Consider the following 22358-nt stretch of genomic DNA (forward strand, 5'->3'; position numbering starts at 1 on the left):
AGTCGATCAACCAGGCCCATAACGAGACATCTGGCGTTAGCGTGGAGATATGACCACTGCAGCCAAGGCCCAGACCCTTGTCAATCTCTATGACGCACCGGAAATTCTCCGCGTTGTCAACGTGTGGGATGTCGTTTCCGCGCGCGCAGTCGCCGCTCTTCCGGAAACGAAGGCACTCGCCACCGCAGGACACGGCATCGCGGCCTCCTTCGGTTACGAAGACGGATCGACTCCTCGCGACATCATGATCGACATGATCGGTCGCATCGCTTCCGCCGTGCAGGTACCGGTATCTGCTGACCTCGACGACGGGTACGGCGACGCGGGAGAGACCACCCGCCTCGCCATCGGCGCCGGTGTCGTCGGGGCGAACGTCGAAGATCGCTTGAAGCCATTCGACGAATCCGTCGCGACAGTTTCGGCGATTGTTAAGGCGGCGGAGGCCGAGGGTGTGCCTTTTGCTTTGAACGCCAGGACGGACGCTTTTGTTCGATCTGGAGGCCGGTCTGTGCAAGAAAACATCGCCGACGCTATTCAGCGAGGGCGAGCATTCCTCGATGCGGGTGCCACCTCCGTGTTCGTCCCGGGAATTCTCGACATGAACGTCACCCGTCAGCTCGTCGAGGGCATTGGCGAACGCAAAGTCAGCGTCATCGGTATTCCCGGTGCGCTTGCAGCATCTGAATACGAAAAGCTCGGCGTCGCGCGAATCTCCTACGGTCCGCTTCCGCAGCGAGCCGCACTGACGGCGCTGCAAGAACTGGCATCCGACCTCTATGCGGGCGGTGTCGTTCCCGCAAACCTTCCTGCACTGAACTGAGGCCGCAAAGATGAGTGACCTCGGCTCAGTAGACTTGACTCGTGGTCACTCGTCTTTCGAACTTCTTCCTCCGCACACTCCGTGAAGACCCTGCAGGTGCAGAGGTCGCCAGCCATCGGCTGTTGATTCGTGCCGGGTACATTCGCCCGCAGGCAGCAGGCATCTTCGCCTGGCTGCCCCTGGGGCTCCGCGTGAAGGCGAAGATCGAGACTGTCGTCCGCGAAGAAATGGCGGCTGCGGGAGCGCAGGAAGTACATTTTCCTGCGTTGATGCCGCGAGAGGCGTACGAGGCTACTGGTCGGTGGGATGAATACGGCGATCTACTCTTCCGTCTCCAAGACCGAAAGGGTGGCGACTACCTCCTCGCTCCGACGCACGAAGAAGCTTTCACGCTGCTGGTGAAAGACCTTTACTCGTCGTACAAAGACCTCCCGCTCACGCTTTACCAGATCCAGGACAAGTACCGCGACGAGGCTCGGCCGCGCGCCGGACTGCTCCGTGGGCGCGAATTCACCATGAAGGACGCGTACTCCTTCGACTCCTCCGATGAGGGGCTGGACGTCAGCTATCAGGCTCAGCGCGACGCGTACGAGCGCATCTTCCAGCGTCTTGGACTGGAGTACGTCATCGTCCAGGCGGATGCGGGTGCCATGGGCGGTTCACGCAGCGAAGAGTTCCTGCACCCGACACCAGTGGGCGAAGACTCGTTCGTGCGCAGCGCCGGTGGCTACGCGGCCAATGTCGAGGCCTTCACAACTGCGGTGCCAGACGCCGTTGCCTTTGACGCAGACGCCGCACCGGTCGTCTTTGACTCACCGAATACTCCGACCATCGAGACGCTGGTGGCCCACAGCAACAGCGTGCTTGAGGGGGACTACACCGCCGCAGACACCCTCAAGAATGTTGTTCTCGCTCTCACACACCTCGATGGAACGCGCGAGCTCGTTGTTGTCGGTATTCCTGGCGACCGTGAAGTCGATGCCAAGCGGGCCGAAGTCGCCTTCGCCCCCGCCGAGGTCGAGACGGCGACCGCGGAAGATTTCGAGCGCAATCCGCTCCTCGTCAAGGGATACATCGGGCCGTGGTCCGCGGCCGGAGCAGTGCTGGGCGAAGAATCAGCCACGGGTATCCGGTACCTTGTGGACCCGCGTGTCAGCGAGGGCACCAGCTGGATCACCGGCGCAAACATTGACCAGAAGCACGCGCACTCCGTGGTCGCTGGACGCGATTTCGCTGCCGATGGCATCGTCGAGATCGCGAACGTCCGTGCAGGGGACCCGGCGCCGGATGGCTCAGGACCCGTCGAGATCGCGCGCGGTATGGAGATCGGTCACGTCTTCCAGCTAGGGCGCAAGTACGCCGAGTCGTTGGGGCTGAAGGTGCTCAACGAGAACGGCAAACTCGTCACGGTCACGATGGGCTCTTACGGCATCGGCGTGACGCGCATCCTCGCCATCATTGCTGAGCTCAACAACGACGAGAAGGGCCTGATCTGGCCAGCGTCGGTCTCGCCATTCGATGTGCAGGTCGTGGCCGCTGGGCGCGATCAGGTCGCGTTCGAAGTGGCAGAAGCTCTCGCCGCCCAGTTGGAGACCGCGGGCATGGACGTGTTGTACGACGATCGTCCCAAGGTCTCGCCCGGCGTGAAGTTCGGCGACGCAGAGCTCGTCGGCGTGCCGAAGATCGTGATCGTCGGGCGTGGGGCCGCCGACGGACAGGTAGAGCTGTGGGATCGCGCGACCGGAGAGCGCGACGCCGTCGCGGTCGACGAGGTCCTAGGACGACTCACCGCGGCTGGTTGACCAGCCCCACGGCTGCGTTAGCTCGTGACGTAGCCGTGGTTCATCGTGTCGTCATCTGGCACGTCGCGCGTCACGAGTGACTTGAGTGCGCCGGCTGCCAGGGCGAGCTTTCCCTTCGCTGGCTCCCAGAACTCCGTCACTTTTGGTGTGACCTTCAAAAGCGCGATGCCCGGAGTGTCGAGGCCATCGGCGAACCAGATTTCCAAAGATGCCGAGTACAGCTCTTCCATCTTCGTCCTGTCGTGCACGATCTCTGCTGTGCCGGCGACAGAGACGTACCGCATCCCGTTGGCATCGCAGTAGGCGAGGCCAACGTCGCGGTGCCGTTGCGCCTCTTCGACCTTCGCCGTGTCGTCTGCCGTGAAAAACCAGATGTTTCCCGCTTCGTCTACCTGACGCGTAGACATGGGCCGGCTCACGAGGTTTCGGTCTTCGTCGATCGTTGTCAGCATCGCAATGTCGATGTCCTCCACGAGGTGAGCGATGCGGGCGAGTGCTTCAGATCCTGTGATTTCTGTCATGAGTCCACCGTGCAGGTCGCGGCGGACAAGCGCAGGGCCGTTGACAATATGGTGCTCCGTCACTACATCCGACGGCGTTTCAGACCCCACTCGCCTTTCGACATGTCACGCTGGTGTCATGATCGACGAACCACTGCCTGAAGCTCTCAATTCTGAGATCAATGCCGCTCTGGATGCCTCGGGTGTGCGCGCTGATCGGCGGCTGGTGCTGCGGATGCTGCGCACCGCCATTGGCCTGGGAGAAGACGGTGCCGACCGCTTAAACCTGAAGATCGCGTCAGCGGCGCTGGCAGAGATGCGGGAGGCCTTTCAGCTGTTTGCCCCTTTCAGCGGCGTACCGAAGGTAACCGTCTTCGGATCGGCTCGCACCAAGCACGATGATCCGCTCTATCTCACCGCGCGCGATGTTGCGGCAGCGCTGGCCGATGACGGGTGGATGGTGGTCACAGGTGCGGGGCCAGGCATCATGCAGGCGGCTTCTGAGGGCGCAGGCCCTGCGCTCTCGCTGGGGGTTTCGATCAGGCTTCCGTTTGAAGAAAAAGCCAATGGGCTCGTCTCGGAGCAGGACCATGTCGTGGCGATGAAGTACTTCTTCACTCGCAAGCTCATGCTGATCAAAGAGTCGCTTGGTTTTATTTGCCTGCCAGGTGGTTTTGGGACTCTCGATGAGATGTTCGAGCTGCTTACGTTGCAACAGACGGGGAAAGCCGAGCCGACCCCCATCGTCCTTCTCGATCAGCCGGGTGGCACATTCTGGCAGGGGCTTCGGAGCTTCATCGACGATCACCTTGCCCCGACCGGCGTGATCTCCGTCGGTGATTTTGACAGGGTAGTTATCACGGATTCTGTCGAGACCGCTCGCGCGCAAATCACCGGCTTCTGGCGCAACTACGATTCGTTGCGTTGGGTGGGGGACACCTTGGTATTGCGGCTTCGCGCGACCCCAACGGACGACGAGATCGCAGAACTCAACGAGAGATTCGCGACGATGTTGGCATCAGGAAAGATCGAGCGTACGGCGGCGCTCCAGCCAGAGGTCGCAGACGATGATCTTGTGGATCTGCCTCGCCTGATGCTTGACCTCGATCAGCACCAGGTAGGAAATCTGTTCCGGCTGATTGGGGCGATCAACGCCCTTCCTTCAGCTCCCGTGCCGTAATACCCGCTGCAAACTCGCCAAGGTCGACGGGTGTTCCGAGAATGCGCTCGGCCGCACGGTGCCCGGAATAGAGTGCAGCACCCACCGTCGCAGGCTCGTCGCCCCATGTGGCCTCGCCTGCGAAGTGCAGAACGTCATTCACAGGGCCAGCGAGGGCGTCGTGGTCGTGATGCGTCGACCCGACTGCGAGATGGGAATATGAGCCGTTCGAGAACTCATCTGCTCCCCACCGTGTGACCCAGTGTGCGCGTGGGGTGCCCACAGCATCGCCATACAGGAGGCGCAGAGCCCCAAGTGCGTTATCAACGACCTCTTCATCAGAGAGGCTCTGCATCTGGCGACCAAACGGGCCAGCGGCAAACGTCAACAGTGTGGGGACACCGCTCACCACAGACACGTCGTACCAGGAGTGCCAGTGTTCTCCTGCCTCGCCCAGAGCCCGCAGCACGTAGCTGTCTTCACTCCAGAAACGTTCGGAAAACTGCACGAAGATTTTGTTGAAGACGCCCATACCGAGCCGGGAGATAGGCCCGGCGACAGCGTCAGGCAAGGCGGGGGAGAACTCGATCGCACCAGACTGAAGAACACCCAGTGGCACCGTGACAACAACGCGGTCGGCTGCGTACGTTTCCCCTCCTGCATGGACGACGACACCTTCGGACCCGCGGTTCACTCGGGTCACCGCCGTGTTGAGCCGAATGTCGAGACCAGCGCCGATGCGCCGGGGGATCTCGTCGTACCCGCGAAGGAAGATCACCTCGTCTCCATCGATCGCGTCTTCGTCTAGACCGTGGGCATCAAGGTCGCCGATCCAGGCTCCGCACTGCTCTTCGACCCGGTGCCGGAAAAATTCGCGGATATCGTCAATGCGCTCCGGGGTCATTCCTGAGCGATCCAGAGCCCGCTCCGTGACGTCGAGGTAGGTGTCGCCGGGGTGCGAGTGAGCAATCTCTTCCTGCAGCAGACGGTCGGCCTCTTCGACATCGCTGATCCATTGCTGTGTCGCCGCCAGCGTCATGGGGCGTCCCTCGCCGTCGAAGTTCTCGATCGGCCGGCCGCCCACCTGGAAGCTGCCAACGGTGTACTCGCTGGTAGGGATATCCAGTGCCTGCACCAAATCCCAGAGCGCTGATCCGCTGATGCCGTGCACCCAAGATGCACCGAGGTCGACGGGGAAGCCGGCACTTCGGTCTGTGTGCATGCGACCGCCCACGCGATCACGTCCCTCAAGAACGACCACACGCTGTCCGGCATCAGAGAGCATCCGGGCACTGGTGAGCCCAGACATGCCTGCGCCAATGACAATCGTGTCGAAATTGCTCACGCGTTCCTCCTCGAAAGAGTTGTTTGTGCACGAAGCGCCGCCGTCGTGGCAGGGCCCGGTTGGCACAGGGTATCGTGGTACGGATGTCGCGCGTGCAATCGGGCGCGACGAGAGCTGAATAGAGAGGCCGTCATGGATATCGAACTGAGTCTGCTGCGAGGGATCGAGAAAGAGAAGGCGATTCCCTTCGATGAACTCGTCGCGATCATCGAACAAGCAATCCTGACCGCGTACTCCAAGCATGTTTCCCCGGATGGTGATACCCCGGAGGGCGTTCGCGTGCATCTCGACCGCAAGTCCGGTCATGTCGCCGTGCTCCAGGTCGTCAGGGACGAAGAGGGCGCGATCATCGGCGAGGAAGAAGCGACGCCCGATGACTTCGGTCGGATCGCGGCTTTCGCCGCCAAGCAGGTCATCAGCCAGCGTCTGCGCGACATTGCCGATGACGTCGTACTCGGCGACTTCAAAGACAAAGAAGGCGACATCGTTGCCGGCATGATCCAGCAGGGACCGAATCCCCGCATGATCCACGTCGACTTGGGTGCTGTCGAAGCTATCCTCCCTCCGGAAGAACAGGTTCCAGGAGAGGAATACAAGCACGGTGCGCGTCTCCGTGTGTATGTCACGAGCGTCGCTAAGGGCCTAAAGGGACCGCAGATCACCGTCTCTCGCACCCACCCGGGACTCGTCCGCAAGCTCTTCGCGCTTGAGGTGCCGGAAATTGCGGCCGGACTCGTCGAGATCGTGGCACTCGCTCGCGAGGCAGGTCACCGCACGAAGATCGCCGTCAAGGCGAACGATCCGGCAATCAACGCCAAGGGTGCGTGCATTGGCGAACTTGGACGCCGCGTGCGCGCTGTCACCGAGGAGCTGGCCGGTGAAAAGATCGACATCGTCGACTATGACACCGACCTGCCGAATTTCGTTGCTCACGCGCTCTCGCCCGCGAAGGTGACGAGCTCTTTCGTGCTCGACGCCAATACGAAGGCCGTCCGTGCTTTGGTCCCCGATTACCAGCTGTCGCTGGCGATCGGCAAGGAGGGGCAGAACGCTCGCCTTGCTGCCAAACTCACCGGCGCAAAGATCGACATTCAGCCAGACAGCGTCCTCGACTAACCGGCTCCCGACTCCCGCCACGCCCGGCTTTCGGGCGAGGCGGGACGAAACCCAGGTGTAAGATGGAACCCGTACGAACGTGCGTTGGATGTCGCACGCGTGCTTCCCGCTCCGCTCTGCTCAGAGTGGTGTGCCAAGACAACGTTCTCGTTATTGACGAAAATGCTGTCCTGCCGGGACGTGGCGCGTGGGTGCATCCGACAAGTAAATGCATAGATGCCGCACTGCGGCGTCGTGCTTTCGGACGTGCACTGCGTATATCCGCTCCTATGGATACGCAGATTATCGATCACTACCCACCCAGAAACAAAGGCTGAACGGCTATGGAAACAAAGTGAACGGCTCGAAATGAGACCCGTCCGCGACTAGTGGTCTGTCCTGTTTGGGCAGACCGACCCAGACAGGAGAATTGTGGCTGGTAAACCACGCGTACATGAGATCGCCGCCGAACTTGGCGTCGACAGCAAGGTCGCTCTTGCAAAGCTCAAAGAACTCGGAGAGTTCGTAAAGAGTCCGTCTTCGACAATCGAACCGCCGGTAGCGCGCAAGCTGCGCGCGGCGATCGAGGCCGATGACTCGCTCAAGGGCGCAGCGCCTGCTGCAAAGCCCGCGGCAGGTTCTGCCGCAAAGCCGGGCGCCAAGCCCGCTGCGAAGCCAAGCGCCGCCGGTGCGAAGCCCGACGCTGCGGCTGGTCCCAAGCCTGGTGCAAAGTCGTCTCCGACCCCCGGTCCGAAGCCTGGCCCCAAGCCTGCTCCGGAGATTCCGGCAGCACCCGCTCCGGCGGCACCCGCTCCAGCTGAGCCGACTCCTGCCCCTGCGGCAGAGGCTCCTGCGGCTGAAGCTCCTGCCGCTGCGACTCCGGAGGCGCCCGCTGAGGGCGGAGCTCCGACCCCCGGTGCCCCGCGCCCCGGAAACAACCCTTTCTCGTCTGCACAGGGCATGGGCCAGCGTCCCGCTGGTCCGCGTCCAGGTAACAACCCCTTCGCTTCGGCGCAGGGGATGGGCAAGCGCCCGACTCCAGGCAACATTCCGCGTCCGCAGGCGCCTCGCCCCGGCGCTCCGCGTCCGGGTGCACCTCGTCCGGGTTCGCCCCGACCTGGCGGCGCTCGTGGTGGCCAGGGTGGTCGTCCCGGCGGCGCTCCGTTCCAGCAGCGTCCCGGCGGCCCCGGTCGCCCCGGTGGTGCTGGTGGACCCGGTGCCGGTGGACCCGGTGCTCGTCCAGGCGGCGGTTTCGCTGGCCGTCCAGGTGGCGGTGGCGGTCGTGGTCGTGGACCAGGCGGTGGTACCGCTGGTGCCTTCGGTAAGGGCGGCGGCAAGAGCAAGCAGCGCAAGTCGCGGCGGGCGAAGCGGCAAGAGTTTGAAATGCGGAGCGCTCCGGTCGTCGGTGGCATCAACGTCACCCGCGGTAACGGCGAGATCATCCGCATGCGTCGCGGTGCATCCATTGCAGACTTCGCTGACAAGATCGAGACGCTGACCGGTTACACGGTTCAGCCAGGAACGCTCGTGACGATTCTCTTCAACCTCGGTGAGATGGCTACGGCTACCGAATCGCTGGATGAGGCCACGTTCGAGGTTCTCGGTGAAGAGCTCGGCTACAAGATTCAGATGGTTTCTCCTGAGGATGAAGATAAGGAGCTCCTCGAGGGCTTCGGTCTCAACCTCGAGCAGGAACTAGAGGCTGAGAGCGACGAAGACCTCGAGATTCGTCCTCCGGTAGTCACCGTCATGGGTCACGTTGACCACGGTAAGACGCGTCTTTTGGATGCTGTCCGCCAGACCAACGTGATCGACGGCGAAGCCGGCGGAATCACGCAGCACATCGGTGCGTACCAGGTCTGGACGGAGCACGAGGGTATCGAGCGCGCCATCACCTTCATTGACACCCCTGGTCACGAGGCGTTCACCGCCATGCGTGCCCGCGGTGCGCAGGTGACGGACCTCGCGATCCTTGTGGTTGCGGCCGACGACGGCATCATGCCGCAGACGGTCGAGGCACTGAACCACGCTCAGGCAGCGAATGTCCCGATCGTGGTCGCGGTGAACAAGGTCGACAAGCCAGACGCCAACCCGTCGAAGGTTCGTCAGCAGCTGACCGAATATGGTCTGGTTGCCGAGGAGTTCGGTGGCGACGTGATGTTCGTCGATGTCTCGGCCCGTGCAAACACTGGTATCCAGGAACTCCTGGACGCTGTGTTGCTCACCGCTGACGCAGGTCTGGACCTCACAGCCAACCCGAACAAGGCTGCTCGTGGTGTCGCCATCGAGGCGAAGCTCGACAAGGGTCGCGGTTCGGTTGCGACAGTGCTCATTCAGTCCGGAACGTTGCGGGTCGGTGACCCGATCGTCGCAGGCACCGCCTATGGACGCGTGCGTGCGATGGCAGACGAGAACGGCGAGCAGGTCCTTGAGGCTTACCCGTCGCGTCCGGTTCAGGTGCAGGGACTCAACTCGGTGCCGAAGGCTGGCGATGTCTTCATCGTGACTGAGGAAGACCGGATGGCCCGTCAGATCGCTGAGAAGCGTGAAGCGGTTGAGCGTAACGCTCAGCTGGCGAAGGCTCGCAAGCGCATCTCGCTCGAAGACTTCACCCGTGCTCTCCAGGAGGGCAAGGTCGAGTCGCTCAACCTCATCATCAAGGGTGACGTCTCCGGTGCTGTTGAAGCACTCGAAGAGTCGCTCCTCAAGATTGAGGTCGATGATTCGGTGCAGCTGCGCATCATCCACCGCGGTGTCGGTGCGATTACCGAGTCCGACGTGAACCTGGCGACGATCGATAACGCGATCATCGTGGGCTTCAACGTCCGCCCAGACACGAAGGCACGTGAGCGTGCTTCTCGTGAGGGTGTGGACATCCGTTTCTACTCCGTCATCTACAACGCCATCGACGAGATCGAGAACTCGCTCAAGGGCATGCTGAAGCCGGAGTACGAAGAAGTCCAGTCGGGTGTGGCCGAGATCCGCGAGGTGTTCCGCTCCTCGAAGTTCGGAAACATCGCCGGTGTCATCGTGCGCTCGGGAACGATCACGCGAAACGCCAAGGCTCGCGTCATCCGCGACGGCGTCGTCATCGCCGATGGTCTTGCCATCGAGTCGTTGCGTCGCTTCAAGGACGACGTCACCGAGGTGCGCACGGACTACGAGGCCGGTATTGGCCTTGGTAAGTTCAACGACATTCAGATCGGTGACGAGATCGAGACGACTGAGCTCGTCGAGAAGCCTCGCGGCTGATTAATTCGAAATACCCGTGGGCGTCCTTCGCTCCGCCCCCTCTGGGGTGCGGAGCGAAGGACGCCCTGAGGGTTCCTGGATAGGGAGAAAACAATGGCAGGCGAACGACAGGCTCGTCTCGCGGACCGCATCCGCGTGATCCTCGCTGAGCGGCTGGAGAAGGGGTTGCGTGACCCGCGGCTCGGCTTTGTCACGCTCACAGACGTGCGCGTGAGCGGTGACCTCCAGCACGCTTCTGTGTTTTACACGGTGCTCGGCACCGAAGAGGAGCGCGTGTCTAGCGGTGAAGCACTCGCCTCCGCGACAGGCATGTTGCGCAGTGAAGTAGGGCGTCAGCTGAGCACACGCTTGGTGCCGACGCTTGAGTTCATTCCCGATGCGCTTCCAGAAAACGCCGATCACATCGGAGCGCTGCTGCGTGAAGCTCAGCAACGCGATGCCGATGTGGCGAAGCTCGCTTCATCCGCATCACATGCAGGCGAAGCGGACCCCTATCGCGCCGAAGAGGACTCGTAAGGATCCCCGTTTGATACGCTCAGCTTCGCGGGATTTTGTTCCGTGAAGCTGAGGGGGGTCAGCATCGTAGGTACGAGTGTGTCTGGGTCGCGATTCGTCGCACCTGGAGTAGTAGGAGCAGTTCTCGACGAGCTGCTTGAAGCAGGAATGGGTTGCGCACCGCATGTGCTTGCCAGGCTTGCGGGTGATCTTAACGCGGATGCTGTGACGATCCGTGAAGTTGTAGAAAGACTGAGTCCAGACCAACGACACGGTTTGTGTCCGCTGCCGACTCCGCTGCCCATGGTTCCGTCGATCGAGCAGCGGTTCACGGGGGCGAGTCTCGATGACCGGGATTGCGACTTGCTTCTGGCGCTTTCGGTATGTCTTGACGACGCTCTCGATCCGCTCCTGGAGTTCGATGGACGTTCTGCGATTGAGATCGCGGCTGCTCCGGTAGGCGAGCGCATCAGTCTGCACGCAGGGCGTGCCTGTTTCGTGGACGCCAGACTATCGATCTGGGTGAGACAAACAGGCTCGGTTCGCACGGCGATGGTTCACGAACGACTGGCCGCGATATTCCGTTGCAGAGGCGATAGAGTCAGCGCCGATTGGCATCGTGCGCGTGCATCTCTTGAAGGTGAACCTGAGACGGCCCCTGAGCTCACGTTCATTGCTCGCCAGCTCACGGAGGCCGGGCACCCCGAGCGGGCGCTGCTGCTTGCTCGTGAGGCATCCGACCATGCCACGGGGAGCGACAGAGACGACGCACGCGTTGTCGCCGGAGCGTCTGCTGTCGGCGCAGGGTTTGCCGCCGAAGCCGCCGCCTGGTTGGGAAGCCTTTATCCGAACGGCAGTGAGGCCGCTCGTCTCAGCGGGCTGGGAGCTTTGTTCGTCGCGCAGGCTTTCTTGCACGGGGCAGTTCCGGAGGTGCCTCCGGATAGCCTGCGACCGACCACAGATGATCCAGAGGGGTGGCAACACTGGACGACGGCCGCCGCGCTTGCTGCTGTGATGTGTGCGGAGCGTGGCGACCGACCAGGCATGCGAACCTGGCTCGATGCGCTCCGCGACGGTGCGCATCGCCTCGGGGCAGAGCGTGAGCTCAGAGACCCCATCGTGGCGCTGAGCTGGCTCATCGCCGGGCAAACCGACGTCGACGACGTGGCGAGCTCCGGGCCGGTCAGTGGAGGGATGCTTCGTACTTTGCGAGCAGCCATGAATGGTGACATTGAGCAGGGCTTGCGGTTACTTGCGCGTGACGACGCCGTGATGTCAGACGCTTCAGACCCGTTTGTTCCAGGGTACGAGCGCAGTCCTGTGATCCAGGCCTATCGCGCTGTCCTCGAGACGCTGCTCTTGGTGTGGCGAGGAGACATCGGGCTGGCTCGCCAAAAGTTGATCGAAGCCGCACTCGTCTACCCCGTAGGAGTCCCGTTTGCCGGGCTTGGTGTGGTGCTCGCACGTCGCCTCGACCTCGCGGTGCTCGGTGAGCTCGGCCCCTTCTCTCGCTCACTCACGAGCGCACTTCCGGCCGGGACCAAGATCGATTTCTTGGTCGACCGCGGCATCCAATCTTTCCTGGCCGGATCCTTCGATGATGCGGTCGCGACCATTCGCCTCTGGTCTGATCTCGGATCGCCACAAACGGTGATGGCTGTTCCTGGGTTGGACGAACTCGTGCTCTTTTCCGCCGACCATTCGCCGACGATTTTTCTTGAGCCACCAGAGGTCGCTCTCGCGCAGCAACTGAGACTGCGCATCATTGCCGCCGGTGGGAGACGATGGAGCGAAGAACACGACGAGGTGCGTGAAGCAGCCAGGTCGCTGAGCTCGCCCTTTGCGAGGGCGCGGGTGGAGACAATGCTCGGTACCCAGCACGCGATCCGCGATGACCAGCTTTCTGCTCGAGCGCACTTCCAGCAGGCAGAGCGCCTGTTTGAGGTGGCAGGGGCAACGGCATGGGCACAGGCAATCCGCAACCGCCTTGGCAGGCTCGATGCCACCGATCGTGATGGCGGGATAGCTGCCACCGTCGATCCGCTGTCTGCGTGCCGGTCTGCCTGGTCGGTCTCACTGACCCCGCGTGAGCTAGAAGTCGCGATGCATGCGGTGAGCGGTGCGGCGAACCGCGACATCGCAGAAAGCCTTTCGGTGTCCGTTCGCACCGTCGAGGTGCATCTGGGACGCATCTTCGCGAAACTGGACGTTCGGAGTCGCGTCGAGCTCACCGTGCTTGCGCACCGCACGAATCAACATCTCTGAGTGCTTGTCAGTGGGGGAGGGAAAGGACGCCGCCGTGTGCTTCGGCGAGTCCATCGGCGATGAGTGAGTCGATCGCCCGATCCCGCTGTCTCGCATCTGGCCACGCGGGCAGCACGGCGTCGAGTTGGATGCCCTTCGCTGAGGACTCCCGCAGGAGCCGAAGAACAGCGCCGCGCGCTTGACGGTCGGAACCCTCGTACGCGGCCTGGCGGCGACGTCCATCACCCGTGTCTGGTCGCCCTGCCAGCAACCAGGCGCAGGTGGATGCCAGCGGGCATACTTCGCAATGCGGTGCGCGAGAGGTGCACACAGTGGCGCCCAGCTCCATCGCTGCGGCATTGAAAACAGCGGCTTCTGACACATCGGCAGGAAGCAGGGAATCCATTAGATCGAGGTCTTTGCGCGACGGAGATCCGGGCTGAGCGCGTCCTTCAATTGCTCGCGCCAGCACGCGGCGAGTATTGGTGTCAACGACTGGGTGCCGGTCTCCGTAGGCAAAGACAGCGACGGCGCGTGCGGTGTAGTCGCCGATACCGGAGAGGGCGAGCAGCTCGTCAACGTCGCGAGGGACGACCCCGCCGTGGCGATCGGTGACTTCAATAGCGGAACGATGCAACCACAGCGCTCTTCTGGGGTAGCCGAGGTTGGCCCATTGCTGCACCACATCGGCAGTGGATGCGGTAGCCATCGTGGCAGGCGATGGCCAGCGCTCCAGCCATGCCTCGAGGTGAGGGATCACGCGACTCACCGGAGTCTGCTGCAACATGAACTCACTGACGAGAACTCCCCAGCCGCCGTATTTTTGGTGAAAATCTGAGCGTCGCCACGGGAGATCTCTGGCGTTCGCGCGGTACCACTCTGACAAGCGCGAAGTCAGACCATCCGAGGTCTGCGAAAGTGGCATCTGTCCAGCCTAAGCGAGGGACTGCGGCACACAGAGACGCACGGATGGGCAGTGTCTCCTGGGTAGGCTGGGGGGATGGTTTCGCCTGGCATCCTCCTTGTTGACAAGCCCGCAGGACTGACCAGCCACGACGTCGTCGCGCGCACGCGCCGCGCCTTCGGTACGCGCAAGGTCGGCCATGCGGGCACACTGGACCCGATGGCGACTGGACTGCTCGTGCTGGGTATCGAAGGCGCGACCAGACTCCTCACCTACATCGTGGGGGCTGACAAGACCTACCAGGCGACGATCCGGCTGGGACAGACAACGAGTACTGACGATGCCGAGGGGGAGGTGTGGGCCACCGCTGCCTCCGCCGACTGGGATTCGGTGACGGATGAGAGCGTGCGGTCAGGTATCGCGGCACTCACGGGGGCGATCTCACAGGTGCCAAGCTCTGTGTCGGCGATCAAGGTTGACGGCCGCCGTGCGTATGATCGCGTGCGGGCAGGCGAAGAAGTGGTGTTGGCGGCCAGAGAGGTCGTCGTTTCCCGCTTCGACCTGCTCAGCATGCGTCAGGGAGATGGGGTGCTCGACCTTGATGTGATTGTCGACTGCTCATCCGGAACTTATATCCGTTCGCTGGCACGCGACCTGGGCGCCGCGCTGGGAGTGGGTGGTCACCTGACCTCTTTGCGGCGAACCAGAGTTGGCCCGTTTGATGTCACAGATGGCGTCGAGCTCGAGGCGCTGGAAGGTGCAGCAACGCTGACGCCAGCGGCGGCTGCCCAACGGCTGCTGCAGACCTTGGAGATGTCGCGAGAAGAAGCACGCGACCTGCGCCACGGTAAGCGTCTCGCTGGCCAAGCGGGGCGACTCGATGGCGCTATTGCGGCGGGAATCGATCCAGACGGCGTACTGATCGGCATCATGGAGAAGAGAGGCGCCGACCTCAAAAGCGCAATGAACATGCCGGGGGAGCAACAGTGATCCTGTGGTTTACGATCGCGCAGATCGGCGTAGCGGTCGTCGCAGGGCTGTTCTGCCTCATCGTGGGAATGATCGGCCGCCGCCCCAGTGACTTCACCGTCGGTGCCCTCGCCATCATCGAGGCATTGCTGATTGCGCAGGTCGTCGTCGCGATCGTCGCTCCGCTCGCAGGCAATGCGCCAACAGGAGATCTGCTCGAGTACTGGGTGTATCTGGTCTCTGCGGTGCTACTCCCGGTCGGAGCCGTGCTGTGGGCGCTGATGGAGCGCAGCCGATGGAGCACGATCGTGCTCGGAGTCGCGGCTTTCGCCGTGGCGATCATGCTCTGGCGGATGCAAGTCATTTGGACTGTGCAAATCGCCTGAGCGCAGATGAGGGGGAAGTCCGACCCTCTCTCGCGGCTCTATGATTGAACGCGCTATGAGCTCCACTGCCCCTTCCACGCGGATGACCGGAATCGGTCGCGTCCTCGTGATCATTTATGCCGTGATGGCTCTTGCGGCGACCGGTCGTAGCTTTGTCCAGATCGTTCGTCGATTCGACGAAGCGCCGCTCGCCTACTCGCTGTCAGCGCTTGCAGCAGTGGTCTACATCCTGGCCACGCTCGCGCTCGTCCTCGCTCGGCGACGGGGCTGGTACACCGTGGCGTGGATTGCGATTGTGTTCGAACTCACCGGCGTCGTTGTCGTCGGACTGCTCAGCCTCCTGATGCCAGCGCTGTTTCAACACGAGACTGTGTGGTCCCTGTTCGGCCGGGGCTATCTCTTCATCCCGCTGGTTCTCCCCGTGTTCGGCATTTGGTGGCTGCGTACACACCGTCCGGTCCCTGTCGAGCAACCAGTCGAGGTTGCCGCGTGATTGTCTTTCGCAGCCCGCACGAGGTGCCGACCGATTTCGGGCCAAGTGCCGTCGCCATCGGCAAATTCGATGGCGTTCATGCCGGTCACCATGTCGTCCTTGCTCGCTTGCGCGAAGCAGCGGCAGCGAAAGGCAGTCGAGCGGTCGCCGTCACATTCGATCGCAACCCGCTGGCGATCATCCGACCAGATCGTTGCCCGGAGAACGTCGTCACGGTCGAGCGAAAGCTCGAGCTTCTCGGCGAGCGGGGTCTGGACGCGACGCTTCTGCTGACCTTTGATGAGGAGCTCGCTGCGCGGAGCGCTGAGTCATTCGTCATCGACATCCTGGTCAACGCACTGCAAGTCTCTACTGTTCTTGTTGGTCAGGATTTCAGGTTCGGATACAAAGGAGCGGGGACGCCGCAGCTTCTGCGCGAACTCGGACCGCAGTACGGCTTCGACGTGGAGGTCGTCGACGATGTGTACCTTCCAGGGTCTGAGCGACGCGTCTCGTCCAGCTGGATTAGGGAGTTGTTGGTCGAGGGCGATGTCGCGGCTGCGGCGAAGGTGCTGGGGCGCTACCCCGATGTGCGCGGTGTCGTCGTCCACGGTCTGAAGCGTGGTCGAGAACTCGGGTTTCCCACGGCCAACCTGTCAACGATCGTCGATGCTTTCGTGCCAGCCGACGGTGTGTACGCCGGGTGGCTGGTCGACCACGACACTGGCATCCGGCACCCCTCCGCGATCTCCGTTGGCACTAACCCCACGTTCGACGATGTCTTGGTACGTCAAGTCGAGGCGCACGTGCTGGGGGAGACCGGTCTCGACCTCTATGGGCATGACGTCAGTGTCGAGTTCGTTGAGAGGTTGCGCGGGATGGTGGCGTTTGAAGGCATCGACAAGCTCATGCAGCAGATGGCGGCAGATGTCACAGACGCTGCTCTCGCACTCGGAGTCACATCGTAGAAGCGTGATGACGTAGAATGACTATCGGCTCCCGTCGTTCCTCGCGCATTTTGCGCGCTTCGATGGGAAGAAGGTCCACTGTTCGTACGGTCCTGGCTCACGCCACACGCGGACAACGAGAACGGCTCGCGGCTTCATGGGGAAGCCAGAGCCTTCACGCTCAGGAGGAGCATGCCGACTACGGCAACCGCCGCCACGCGGCGCAAGAAGACATCTCGTCGTGACGACGAAGCCCCCCTCATCCCGATTCTCGCGCGCAAAGTGCGCGAGATCGAGGCGAAGTCTCAGAGGGGAAAGCTCGGACCGACGAACCGGGTGAAGTTCCAGGTCATCGCGTTCCTGGTGCGCGAAGAACGCGCTCGGGTCAAGGCTGATGCCGAGATCGGTGACCCGGCGCGCGTCGAGCTGCTCAAGCGTCTGGACGGCGTGGCCACGATCCTGGCGAAGACCGCTGCCCGTGACACGTCTCTCATCCAGCTTCTGGAAGCTGACCAGGCCACATCACCCGTTGCCAAGCGCATGCGACGCGACTGGTTGCTCGAATCTGGAGCTGAGTTGGCGCCGGAAGAGCTCATCATTGCTGATGCGGCGCCCGTGCAGATTTCCGTCGTGCCTGCCGCGATCGCTGAGCGTCAGGTCACTCCGCCCTCCGTCGAGGCGCGCCAGTTGGCTAACCCTTTCCTCGCGCCCGATCTGACCCCGCGCCCGAAGGAGACGCCGCGTCGTCGTCTCGATGGGTGGGAACTCATGGGCCCGCTCTACAAGGCGTTTGAAACCGGTGCAGGTGGCTCCGCCGCATCGATGGATCTGCCGCCGGCACCGGAACAAGATCATGTCTCTCCCAAGGGACGCGAAGTCATGGTGCACCAGTCCCGCTTCCTGGAAGCAGTCAAGGCAGGACACCGTAGCTTCCTCCTCGCGGATGAGCCGGGCCTCGGAAAAACCGCGCAGTCTCTCCTTGCGGCATCGGTCGCTGGGGCGTATCCGTTGCTTGCCGTCGTGCCCAACGTGGTGAAGATGAACTGGGCACGCGAGGTGGAGCGGTGGACACCGCAGCGTCGCGCAACGGTCATCCAGGGTGACGGCACCGATATCGATGCCTTTGCTGACGTGTTCATTGTGAACTACGAGATTCTTGACCGGCACTTGTCATGGCTGGCATCTCTCGGGTTGCGCGGCATGGTTGTCGATGAGGCGCACTTCATCAAGAACCTCACTTCGCAGCGCTCCCAGAACGTGCTCTCGCTCGCGGCTCAAGTTCGTGAGCGCACGCCGGGGCACGACCCCCTCATGCTCGCTCTCACCGGTACGCCGCTGATCAACGACGTCGAAGACTTCGATGCGATTTGGCGCTTCCTCGGCTGGACGACCGGAGAGAAGCCTGGTCCCGTGCTGATGGAAAAACTGGACGCTACCGGGTACACCCCGGCGGACAAGGCGTTCTACCCCGAGGCGCGCGATGCCGTGATCTCGATGGGTATCGTCCGTCGTAAGAAGAAAGATGTGGCAGCTGACCTGCCAGACAAACTGGTCGCTGACCTCCCCGTCCAGCTTGACGATGAGTTCGGCCGCAGTATTCGCCAGGCAGAGCGAGAGCTGGGGGAGCGGCTGGCAGCGCGATACCGGCGCATCATCGAGGCGCGTGGAGATCGCGGGTTGGCACCAGGCGAGATCGACGACGACATTGTTCGTCTTGTCGCGCAGAACGAGCTCGAGGAGTCAAAGGCTGCCGGCGCCGGAGGCGACAACGTCTTTACGATGGTTCGTCGAATCGGGCAGGCAAAAGCCCAGCTCGCCGCCGACTACGCGGCGCAACTGCAGCGCTCCGTCGGCAAAGTTGTGTTCTTTGCGAAGCACATCGACGTCATGGATCAAGCAGAGGCGCACTTCGCCGCCGTTGGCATCCGCTCGGTGTCGATCCGTGGGGATCAGACATCGACCGTACGTCAGCAGGCGATTGATGACTTCAACGGTGACCCGAGCGTGGGTATCGCCGTGTGCTCACTGACGGCGGCAGGCGTCGGTCTGAACATGCAGGCGGCATCCAACGTCGTGCTCGCTGAGCTGTCGTGGACCGCCGCTGAGCAGACGCAGGCAATCGACCGTGTGCACCGCATCGGGCAGGATGAGCCGGTGACGGCATGGCGCGTGATTGCAGCGCACACTATCGACACGAAGATTGCTGAGCTCATCGATCAGAAGCAGGGACTTGCCGCGCGCGCTCTCGATGGAGAAGCTGTCGAAGAGTCTGCTGCCGAACCGGTGCAGCTGGCAGCGTTGATGCACCTGTTGCGTCAAGCGCTGGGCAACGCCTAGTCCTCAAAAAGATCGATTTTTAGAGGCAGTTCCGCGCCGCCATCGAGGGATCTCGGGAATTTTCGCGATATCGAAGATTTGCGTTGTCAAGATTTGCGCTTTTCGTTCTCCTCGAATGGCGCGACGATGCGCGGGGGCGCTATGGTCGATCGAAGGCAGCGTCGCCTGTTCCCCCATCTCCTGAACGTCTGAAGGCACCAGCATGAAGATCGGCATCCTGACGAGCGGCGGCGACTGCCCCGGACTCAACGCGGTTATTCGCGGCATCGTTCTCAAAGGCACGACGTCATACGACCTTGAGTTCGTCGGCATCCGCGATGGTTGGCGGGGGCTCGTCGACGGCGACTTCATGCCTTTAACGAGGCACGAAGTGAAGGGTCTCTCCAAGGTGGGCGGCACCATCCTCGGCACCAGCCGCACGAACCCCTACGAGGGTGAGCGTGGGGGAGCAGAGAACATCGCCAAGACGCTTTACGGCCACAAAATTGATGGCATCATCGCGATCGGTGGTGAGGGCACTCTCGCCGCCGCTGACCGGCTCGCGAAAGACGGGATCAAGGTGGTCGGTGTCCCGAAGACGATCGACAACGATCTGCAGGCCACGGACTACTCCTTCGGTTTCGATACCGCGGTCAACATTGCGACAGACGCGATGGACAGGCTCCGTACTACTGGCGACTCGCACCAGCGGTGCATGGTCGCCGAAGTTATGGGGCGCCACGTAGGGTGGATCGCTCTGCACGCGGGCATGGCTGCAGGCGCTCATATCGTCTGCATCCCCGAGGTGCCGATGTCTATTGACGACATCACCAAATTGGTCACCAGCGCACACGACCGTGGGCGTGCGCCGCTGGTCGTCGTCTCCGAGGGGTTCAAGCTTCTCGGTATGGATGAGGCATACAGCGACAAGGGTCTCGACGCTTTCAACCGTCCGCGTCTCGGGGGGATTGGCGATCTGCTTGCCCCCGAAATCGAGCGCATTACGGGTATTGAAACGCGCGCCACCATTCTTGGGCACATCCAGCGCGGAGGCTCGCCTTCCGCTTTCGACAGGGTCCTTGCGACGCGCCTCGGCATGCACGCCGCTGACGCGATTGTAGAAGGCGCCTGGGGAGAGATGCTGGCTATGCAGGGCACCGACATCGTGCGGGTACCTTTTGCTGATGCGCTGGGCGAGCTGAATACGGTTCCGCGCTACCGGTATGACGAGGCCGCTGCGCTCTTCGGATGAGCGCAACGTAACACTCGCGGAATCAGGGTTAGCTGCGGGATCGGTTTCGATGCCATCTGGCCGAGAACGTCGAGGTCAGTATCGCCTGTGCATACTGCGAGACAGTTCCCGTGTTGCCGGCGATCCGCCGGAGTGCCCAGTTGATACGGCCAAGTGCGAGGACTGCGTCCCGCGATGCGACGTCGCCTGAGGCAAGGTCGTTCAGGTAATCGACGACGTGAGTATGCGACTCGCCGAGGGGCGTGCGGCGAGCATCTTGCTGGTCCCCTGACAGGCTCCCACTCGAGTGATCGGCGTGCAGCACCGCGTGAGCGGCAACCATCGTGGCAGAGACCTCTCTCACGGCGCTGTCGACGGCGGGGTCCATCGCCGCATCCTGTGCGGGCTCTGGCACCACGCCGATTTGGGCCTGCACAAGACGAGCGGCACCCCGTGTAGCGACATGCATCAGGTGGACAGCATCGATCTGAGTCAGCGATTCATCCGGACCAGTGACGATGAGGGCGGCCGATGAGGAGACGACCGCTTGCTCGAGATCAGACTGCACGCCCTCAAGTCTTTGTAGCGAGCGCATCAGATCTGTGCGGCTTCCCTGCCACCTGGTGCCCACCTGTGCAAGCAACTGACCGAACGCGTCAAAGTACGCGTCGACCTTTTCGAGGAGCACGACTCGCGAGTTGGTCGACAGGATGAGGTAGGCACACAGCACCCCGATCGCCGCGCCGGAGATTGTCTCGATCAGCCGAATCTCGAGAATCGACCCGTCGAGTACGCCGAGTATTCGATAAAGCGAGACGAGCAAGGTTGTGATGAAGGCGGAGGAGTAGAGGTAATTCAGCGGTCCAAAGTACAACATGCCGAACACTGCGACGAGGCACACCGCTACTAAAAGGTCAGTAGTGTGCCCGACGAGCGTCACCGCCCCGATACCGATCACAATGCCGATCGCGGTGCCGGCGACGCGATGATACGCCCGCGTCAAAACGCTGCCGCGTGTCGTCGCACCGATAAAGATGACGAACGCCGTCATGACAGCCCAGTACCAGCGTGATGCGGAGATTGCCTCACCAACCCCGGCGGCAACGCCAGCGGCGATCATCGCCTGCAGCGCCATGCGGCTGGTCGGTTCCCAAGAACGCCACGGCACCCAGCGCCCCCGAAGACCGAGTGCTGCTGGCTGCGCAGCTGATGCGTCCTTTTGTGCGACGGCTGGCGCGACCTCGAGCTGTCGAATGCCGTCGCTGAAGGCGGCCGTGCTCGGAGCCTGGGGGAGTGGGCGCAACGAGCGCGGCTCGCGCGGTCCGCGGGTCAGGTCTATCTCGCGGAGGCGTGCGTGGGAGACCACACTTCGAGCGAGAAGGTACGTCTCCACATCAAGAGTCACCGCACCGGTGCTGCCGAGAAGCTCCTCTGCAGCGGCGCGCGCAGCCCGCACGCGGATCGGCTTGGTGCGCTCATCGAGCACAGCAGAGAGAGCGGTCTGTGTGTGCGTCCGTCGTGGTTCGAAATCGGAGGCGTCCAGTTGGGGGAGATCAGCACGCTGAGCGCGCTCGTAACACGCCTCTTCAATATCGACACGGGCATCGAGTACTTGACCAGCGAGCGTCTGCTCATCAATGCCGACATGCCTGTCGGTCTCAAACTGATGTTGCCAGGTCGTGATCGCCCGGCCCACTTTGTCGAGTTGTGCGAGGGCGCTCTTCAGTGCGCGGGTGTTTCTGCCTTTCTCCGGCGATGTGCCAGAGACACGCACAGCCGCCCCGGATGCGGAACGAAGCTCTCGCAAAAGGACTGCAAGCTCGCGGCGCGGTCGCCTGATGAGAAGCACCGCGCGCACGATCAGCTGAGCGGCGGCGGCCCCGAATGCCACAAGCAGAAAAGCGGGGAGCTCCGAATCCGACGGCTTCAAGAAGAGTGTGAAGAAGTAGCCCATAAAACTCAGCGAGCCGATAGCCGCGGCGCGCGGCCCGAATCTTCGCACCCAGATAGCTCCGCCAGCGAGCAAGATGAAGCCGCCGATCACAACCGGCCGGTGCGTCGAAAGCAGGGCGGCCAGCCCGATAGTCGCCATGAGCGCAGGAATCAGAAGTGCTGTGGTGACCACGCGTGCCAGTGCGGTCGCGTCCTTCACCATGCTTCCGGCCTGCACAGATAAGAACATCGCCATAGCCAAGAGCCCCGTTTGGGCGTGAAAGGCGTGGACGATGAACTGCCCAAAGAGCGTGCTGATCAGCATTCCCGTTGTCACGGCAACCGCAGCGACCAGCCGCGCGTGCGCGGGGTCTTGGGTGGCGAAAGGCAGCCTGAATGCTCTGCGCGCTGTCACTTCACTTCCTCCCTGCGGCACACCGGCCTAAAGCGCTCAGTCTTTCGCTCTTCGTGCGCCCAGCGCAGAGAACG

18 protein-coding genes are annotated in these 22358 nt (G+C 62.4%); 14 read left to right on the top strand and 4 right to left on the bottom strand.

Annotation, left to right across the window (positions count from 1 at the left end; translation table 11 throughout):
• Positions 1 to 49 precede the first annotated feature (49 nt).
• Together AB0O87_RS08830 and AB0O87_RS08835 are read left to right on the top strand one after the other, a co-directional pair.
• Complete coding sequence (locus tag AB0O87_RS08830) at positions 50 to 820, top strand: isocitrate lyase/phosphoenolpyruvate mutase family protein (protein ID WP_363514285.1); 771 nt, start codon at positions 50 to 52, stop codon at positions 818 to 820.
• Positions 821 to 861: 41 nt separating this feature from the next.
• Positions 862 to 2622 (top strand): proline--tRNA ligase, encoded by a 1761-nt coding sequence (locus AB0O87_RS08835; RefSeq protein WP_363514288.1) that lies wholly within the window; start codon positions 862 to 864, stop codon positions 2620 to 2622.
• Between the two features lie 17 nt (positions 2623 to 2639).
• On the opposite strand, the gene AB0O87_RS08840 is transcribed toward AB0O87_RS08835, so the two are convergent.
• Positions 2640 to 3143 (bottom strand): pyridoxamine 5'-phosphate oxidase family protein, encoded by a 504-nt coding sequence (locus tag AB0O87_RS08840; protein WP_363514291.1) that lies wholly within the window; start codon positions 3141 to 3143, stop codon positions 2640 to 2642.
• Positions 3144 to 3261: 118 nt separating this feature from the next.
• Between AB0O87_RS08840 and AB0O87_RS08845 the strand changes: the two genes are divergently transcribed.
• Entirely contained in the window at positions 3262 to 4302 is a 1041-nt protein-coding gene (locus tag AB0O87_RS08845) for a TIGR00730 family Rossman fold protein (RefSeq protein ID WP_363514294.1), read from the top strand.
• Here AB0O87_RS08845 and AB0O87_RS08850 read toward each other — a convergent pair.
• Positions 4271 to 5626, bottom strand: a complete 1356-nt coding sequence (locus AB0O87_RS08850; RefSeq protein ID WP_363514297.1) for an FAD-dependent oxidoreductase — start codon at positions 5624 to 5626, stop codon at positions 4271 to 4273. The genes AB0O87_RS08845 and AB0O87_RS08850 overlap by 32 nt on opposite strands.
• Positions 5627 to 5758: 132 nt before the next feature.
• Between AB0O87_RS08850 and nusA the strand changes: the two genes are divergently transcribed.
• The 5 genes from nusA (at position 5759) to AB0O87_RS08875 (ending at position 12733) form a co-directional block, all read left to right on the top strand.
• Positions 5759 to 6742 (top strand): transcription termination factor NusA, encoded by a 984-nt coding sequence (nusA, locus tag AB0O87_RS08855; protein WP_363514300.1) that lies wholly within the window; start codon positions 5759 to 5761, stop codon positions 6740 to 6742.
• Positions 6743 to 6804: 62 nt separating this feature from the next.
• On the top strand, positions 6805 to 7059 hold the full coding sequence (locus tag AB0O87_RS08860) for a YlxR family protein (RefSeq protein WP_363514303.1): 255 nt from the start codon (positions 6805 to 6807) through the stop codon (positions 7057 to 7059).
• A 94-nt stretch (positions 7060 to 7153) separates the two neighbouring features.
• Positions 7154 to 9973, top strand: coding sequence for a translation initiation factor IF-2 (gene infB / locus AB0O87_RS08865; RefSeq protein WP_363514306.1), 2820 nt, complete (start codon positions 7154 to 7156; stop codon positions 9971 to 9973).
• 93 nt (positions 9974 to 10066) lie between these two features.
• Entirely contained in the window at positions 10067 to 10489 is a 423-nt protein-coding gene (gene rbfA / locus AB0O87_RS08870; RefSeq protein ID WP_363514309.1) for a 30S ribosome-binding factor RbfA, read from the top strand.
• 78 nt (positions 10490 to 10567) lie between these two features.
• Positions 10568 to 12733 (top strand): LuxR C-terminal-related transcriptional regulator, encoded by a 2166-nt coding sequence (locus AB0O87_RS08875; protein WP_363514312.1) that lies wholly within the window; start codon positions 10568 to 10570, stop codon positions 12731 to 12733.
• A gap of 7 nt (positions 12734 to 12740) precedes the next feature.
• On the opposite strand, the gene AB0O87_RS08880 is transcribed toward AB0O87_RS08875, so the two are convergent.
• Positions 12741 to 13637: an A/G-specific adenine glycosylase gene (locus AB0O87_RS08880; protein ID WP_363514315.1), complete on the bottom strand. Its 897-nt coding sequence runs from the start codon at positions 13635 to 13637 to the stop codon at positions 12741 to 12743.
• Between the two features lie 75 nt (positions 13638 to 13712).
• Between AB0O87_RS08880 and truB the strand changes: the two genes are divergently transcribed.
• The 6 genes from truB (at position 13713) to AB0O87_RS08910 (ending at position 19958) form a co-directional block, all read left to right on the top strand.
• Entirely contained in the window at positions 13713 to 14606 is an 894-nt protein-coding gene (truB, locus tag AB0O87_RS08885; RefSeq protein WP_363514318.1) for a tRNA pseudouridine(55) synthase TruB, read from the top strand.
• The gene (locus tag AB0O87_RS08890) at positions 14603 to 14971 is read left to right on the top strand and encodes a hypothetical protein (protein ID WP_363514321.1); all 369 of its coding nucleotides are present in this window, start codon (positions 14603 to 14605) and stop codon (positions 14969 to 14971) included. The genes truB and AB0O87_RS08890 overlap by 4 nt, the downstream gene beginning before the upstream one ends.
• A 55-nt stretch (positions 14972 to 15026) precedes the next feature.
• Positions 15027 to 15464: a hypothetical protein gene (locus AB0O87_RS08895; RefSeq protein WP_363514324.1), complete on the top strand. Its 438-nt coding sequence runs from the start codon at positions 15027 to 15029 to the stop codon at positions 15462 to 15464.
• Positions 15461 to 16411 carry a bifunctional riboflavin kinase/FAD synthetase gene (locus tag AB0O87_RS08900; RefSeq protein ID WP_363514327.1) on the top strand — a complete coding sequence of 317 codons (951 nt, stop codon included), beginning with the start codon at positions 15461 to 15463 and terminating at the stop codon, positions 16409 to 16411. The genes AB0O87_RS08895 and AB0O87_RS08900 overlap by 4 nt, the downstream gene beginning before the upstream one ends.
• Positions 16412 to 16582: 171 nt before the next feature.
• Positions 16583 to 18727 (top strand): DEAD/DEAH box helicase, encoded by a 2145-nt coding sequence (locus AB0O87_RS08905; RefSeq protein ID WP_363514330.1) that lies wholly within the window; start codon positions 16583 to 16585, stop codon positions 18725 to 18727.
• A gap of 202 nt (positions 18728 to 18929) precedes the next feature.
• The gene (locus AB0O87_RS08910; RefSeq protein ID WP_363514333.1) at positions 18930 to 19958 is read left to right on the top strand and encodes a 6-phosphofructokinase; all 1029 of its coding nucleotides are present in this window, start codon (positions 18930 to 18932) and stop codon (positions 19956 to 19958) included.
• Between the two features lie 28 nt (positions 19959 to 19986).
• Here the strand turns inward: AB0O87_RS08910 and AB0O87_RS08915 are convergent, their stop codons facing one another.
• Positions 19987 to 22284 carry an FUSC family protein gene (locus AB0O87_RS08915; RefSeq protein WP_363514336.1) on the bottom strand — a complete coding sequence of 766 codons (2298 nt, stop codon included), beginning with the start codon at positions 22282 to 22284 and terminating at the stop codon, positions 19987 to 19989.
• Between the last annotated feature and the right edge of the window lie 74 nt (positions 22285 to 22358).

This window comes from Microbacterium sp. NPDC076768, assembly GCF_040687205.1.
In the GTDB taxonomy this organism is placed as follows: Bacteria; Actinomycetota; Actinomycetes; order Actinomycetales; family Microbacteriaceae; genus Microbacterium.

Coding starts and splice junctions, on each gene's coding strand:
- AB0O87_RS08830 (WP_363514285.1), top strand. CDS start 50: ATGACCACTGCAGCCAAGGCCCAGACCCTTGTCAATCTCTATGACGCA.
- AB0O87_RS08840 (WP_363514291.1), bottom strand. CDS start 3,143: ATGACAGAAATCACAGGATCTGAAGCACTCGCCCGCATCGCTCACCTC.
- AB0O87_RS08845 (WP_363514294.1), top strand. CDS start 3,262: ATGATCGACGAACCACTGCCTGAAGCTCTCAATTCTGAGATCAATGCC.
- nusA (WP_363514300.1), top strand. CDS start 5,759: ATGGATATCGAACTGAGTCTGCTGCGAGGGATCGAGAAAGAGAAGGCG.
- AB0O87_RS08860 (WP_363514303.1), top strand. CDS start 6,805: ATGGAACCCGTACGAACGTGCGTTGGATGTCGCACGCGTGCTTCCCGC.
- rbfA (WP_363514309.1), top strand. CDS start 10,067: ATGGCAGGCGAACGACAGGCTCGTCTCGCGGACCGCATCCGCGTGATC.
- AB0O87_RS08880 (WP_363514315.1), bottom strand. CDS start 13,637: ATGCCACTTTCGCAGACCTCGGATGGTCTGACTTCGCGCTTGTCAGAG.
- truB (WP_363514318.1), top strand. CDS start 13,713: ATGGTTTCGCCTGGCATCCTCCTTGTTGACAAGCCCGCAGGACTGACC.
- AB0O87_RS08895 (WP_363514324.1), top strand. CDS start 15,027: ATGAGCTCCACTGCCCCTTCCACGCGGATGACCGGAATCGGTCGCGTC.
- AB0O87_RS08905 (WP_363514330.1), top strand. CDS start 16,583: ATGCCGACTACGGCAACCGCCGCCACGCGGCGCAAGAAGACATCTCGT.
- AB0O87_RS08910 (WP_363514333.1), top strand. CDS start 18,930: ATGAAGATCGGCATCCTGACGAGCGGCGGCGACTGCCCCGGACTCAAC.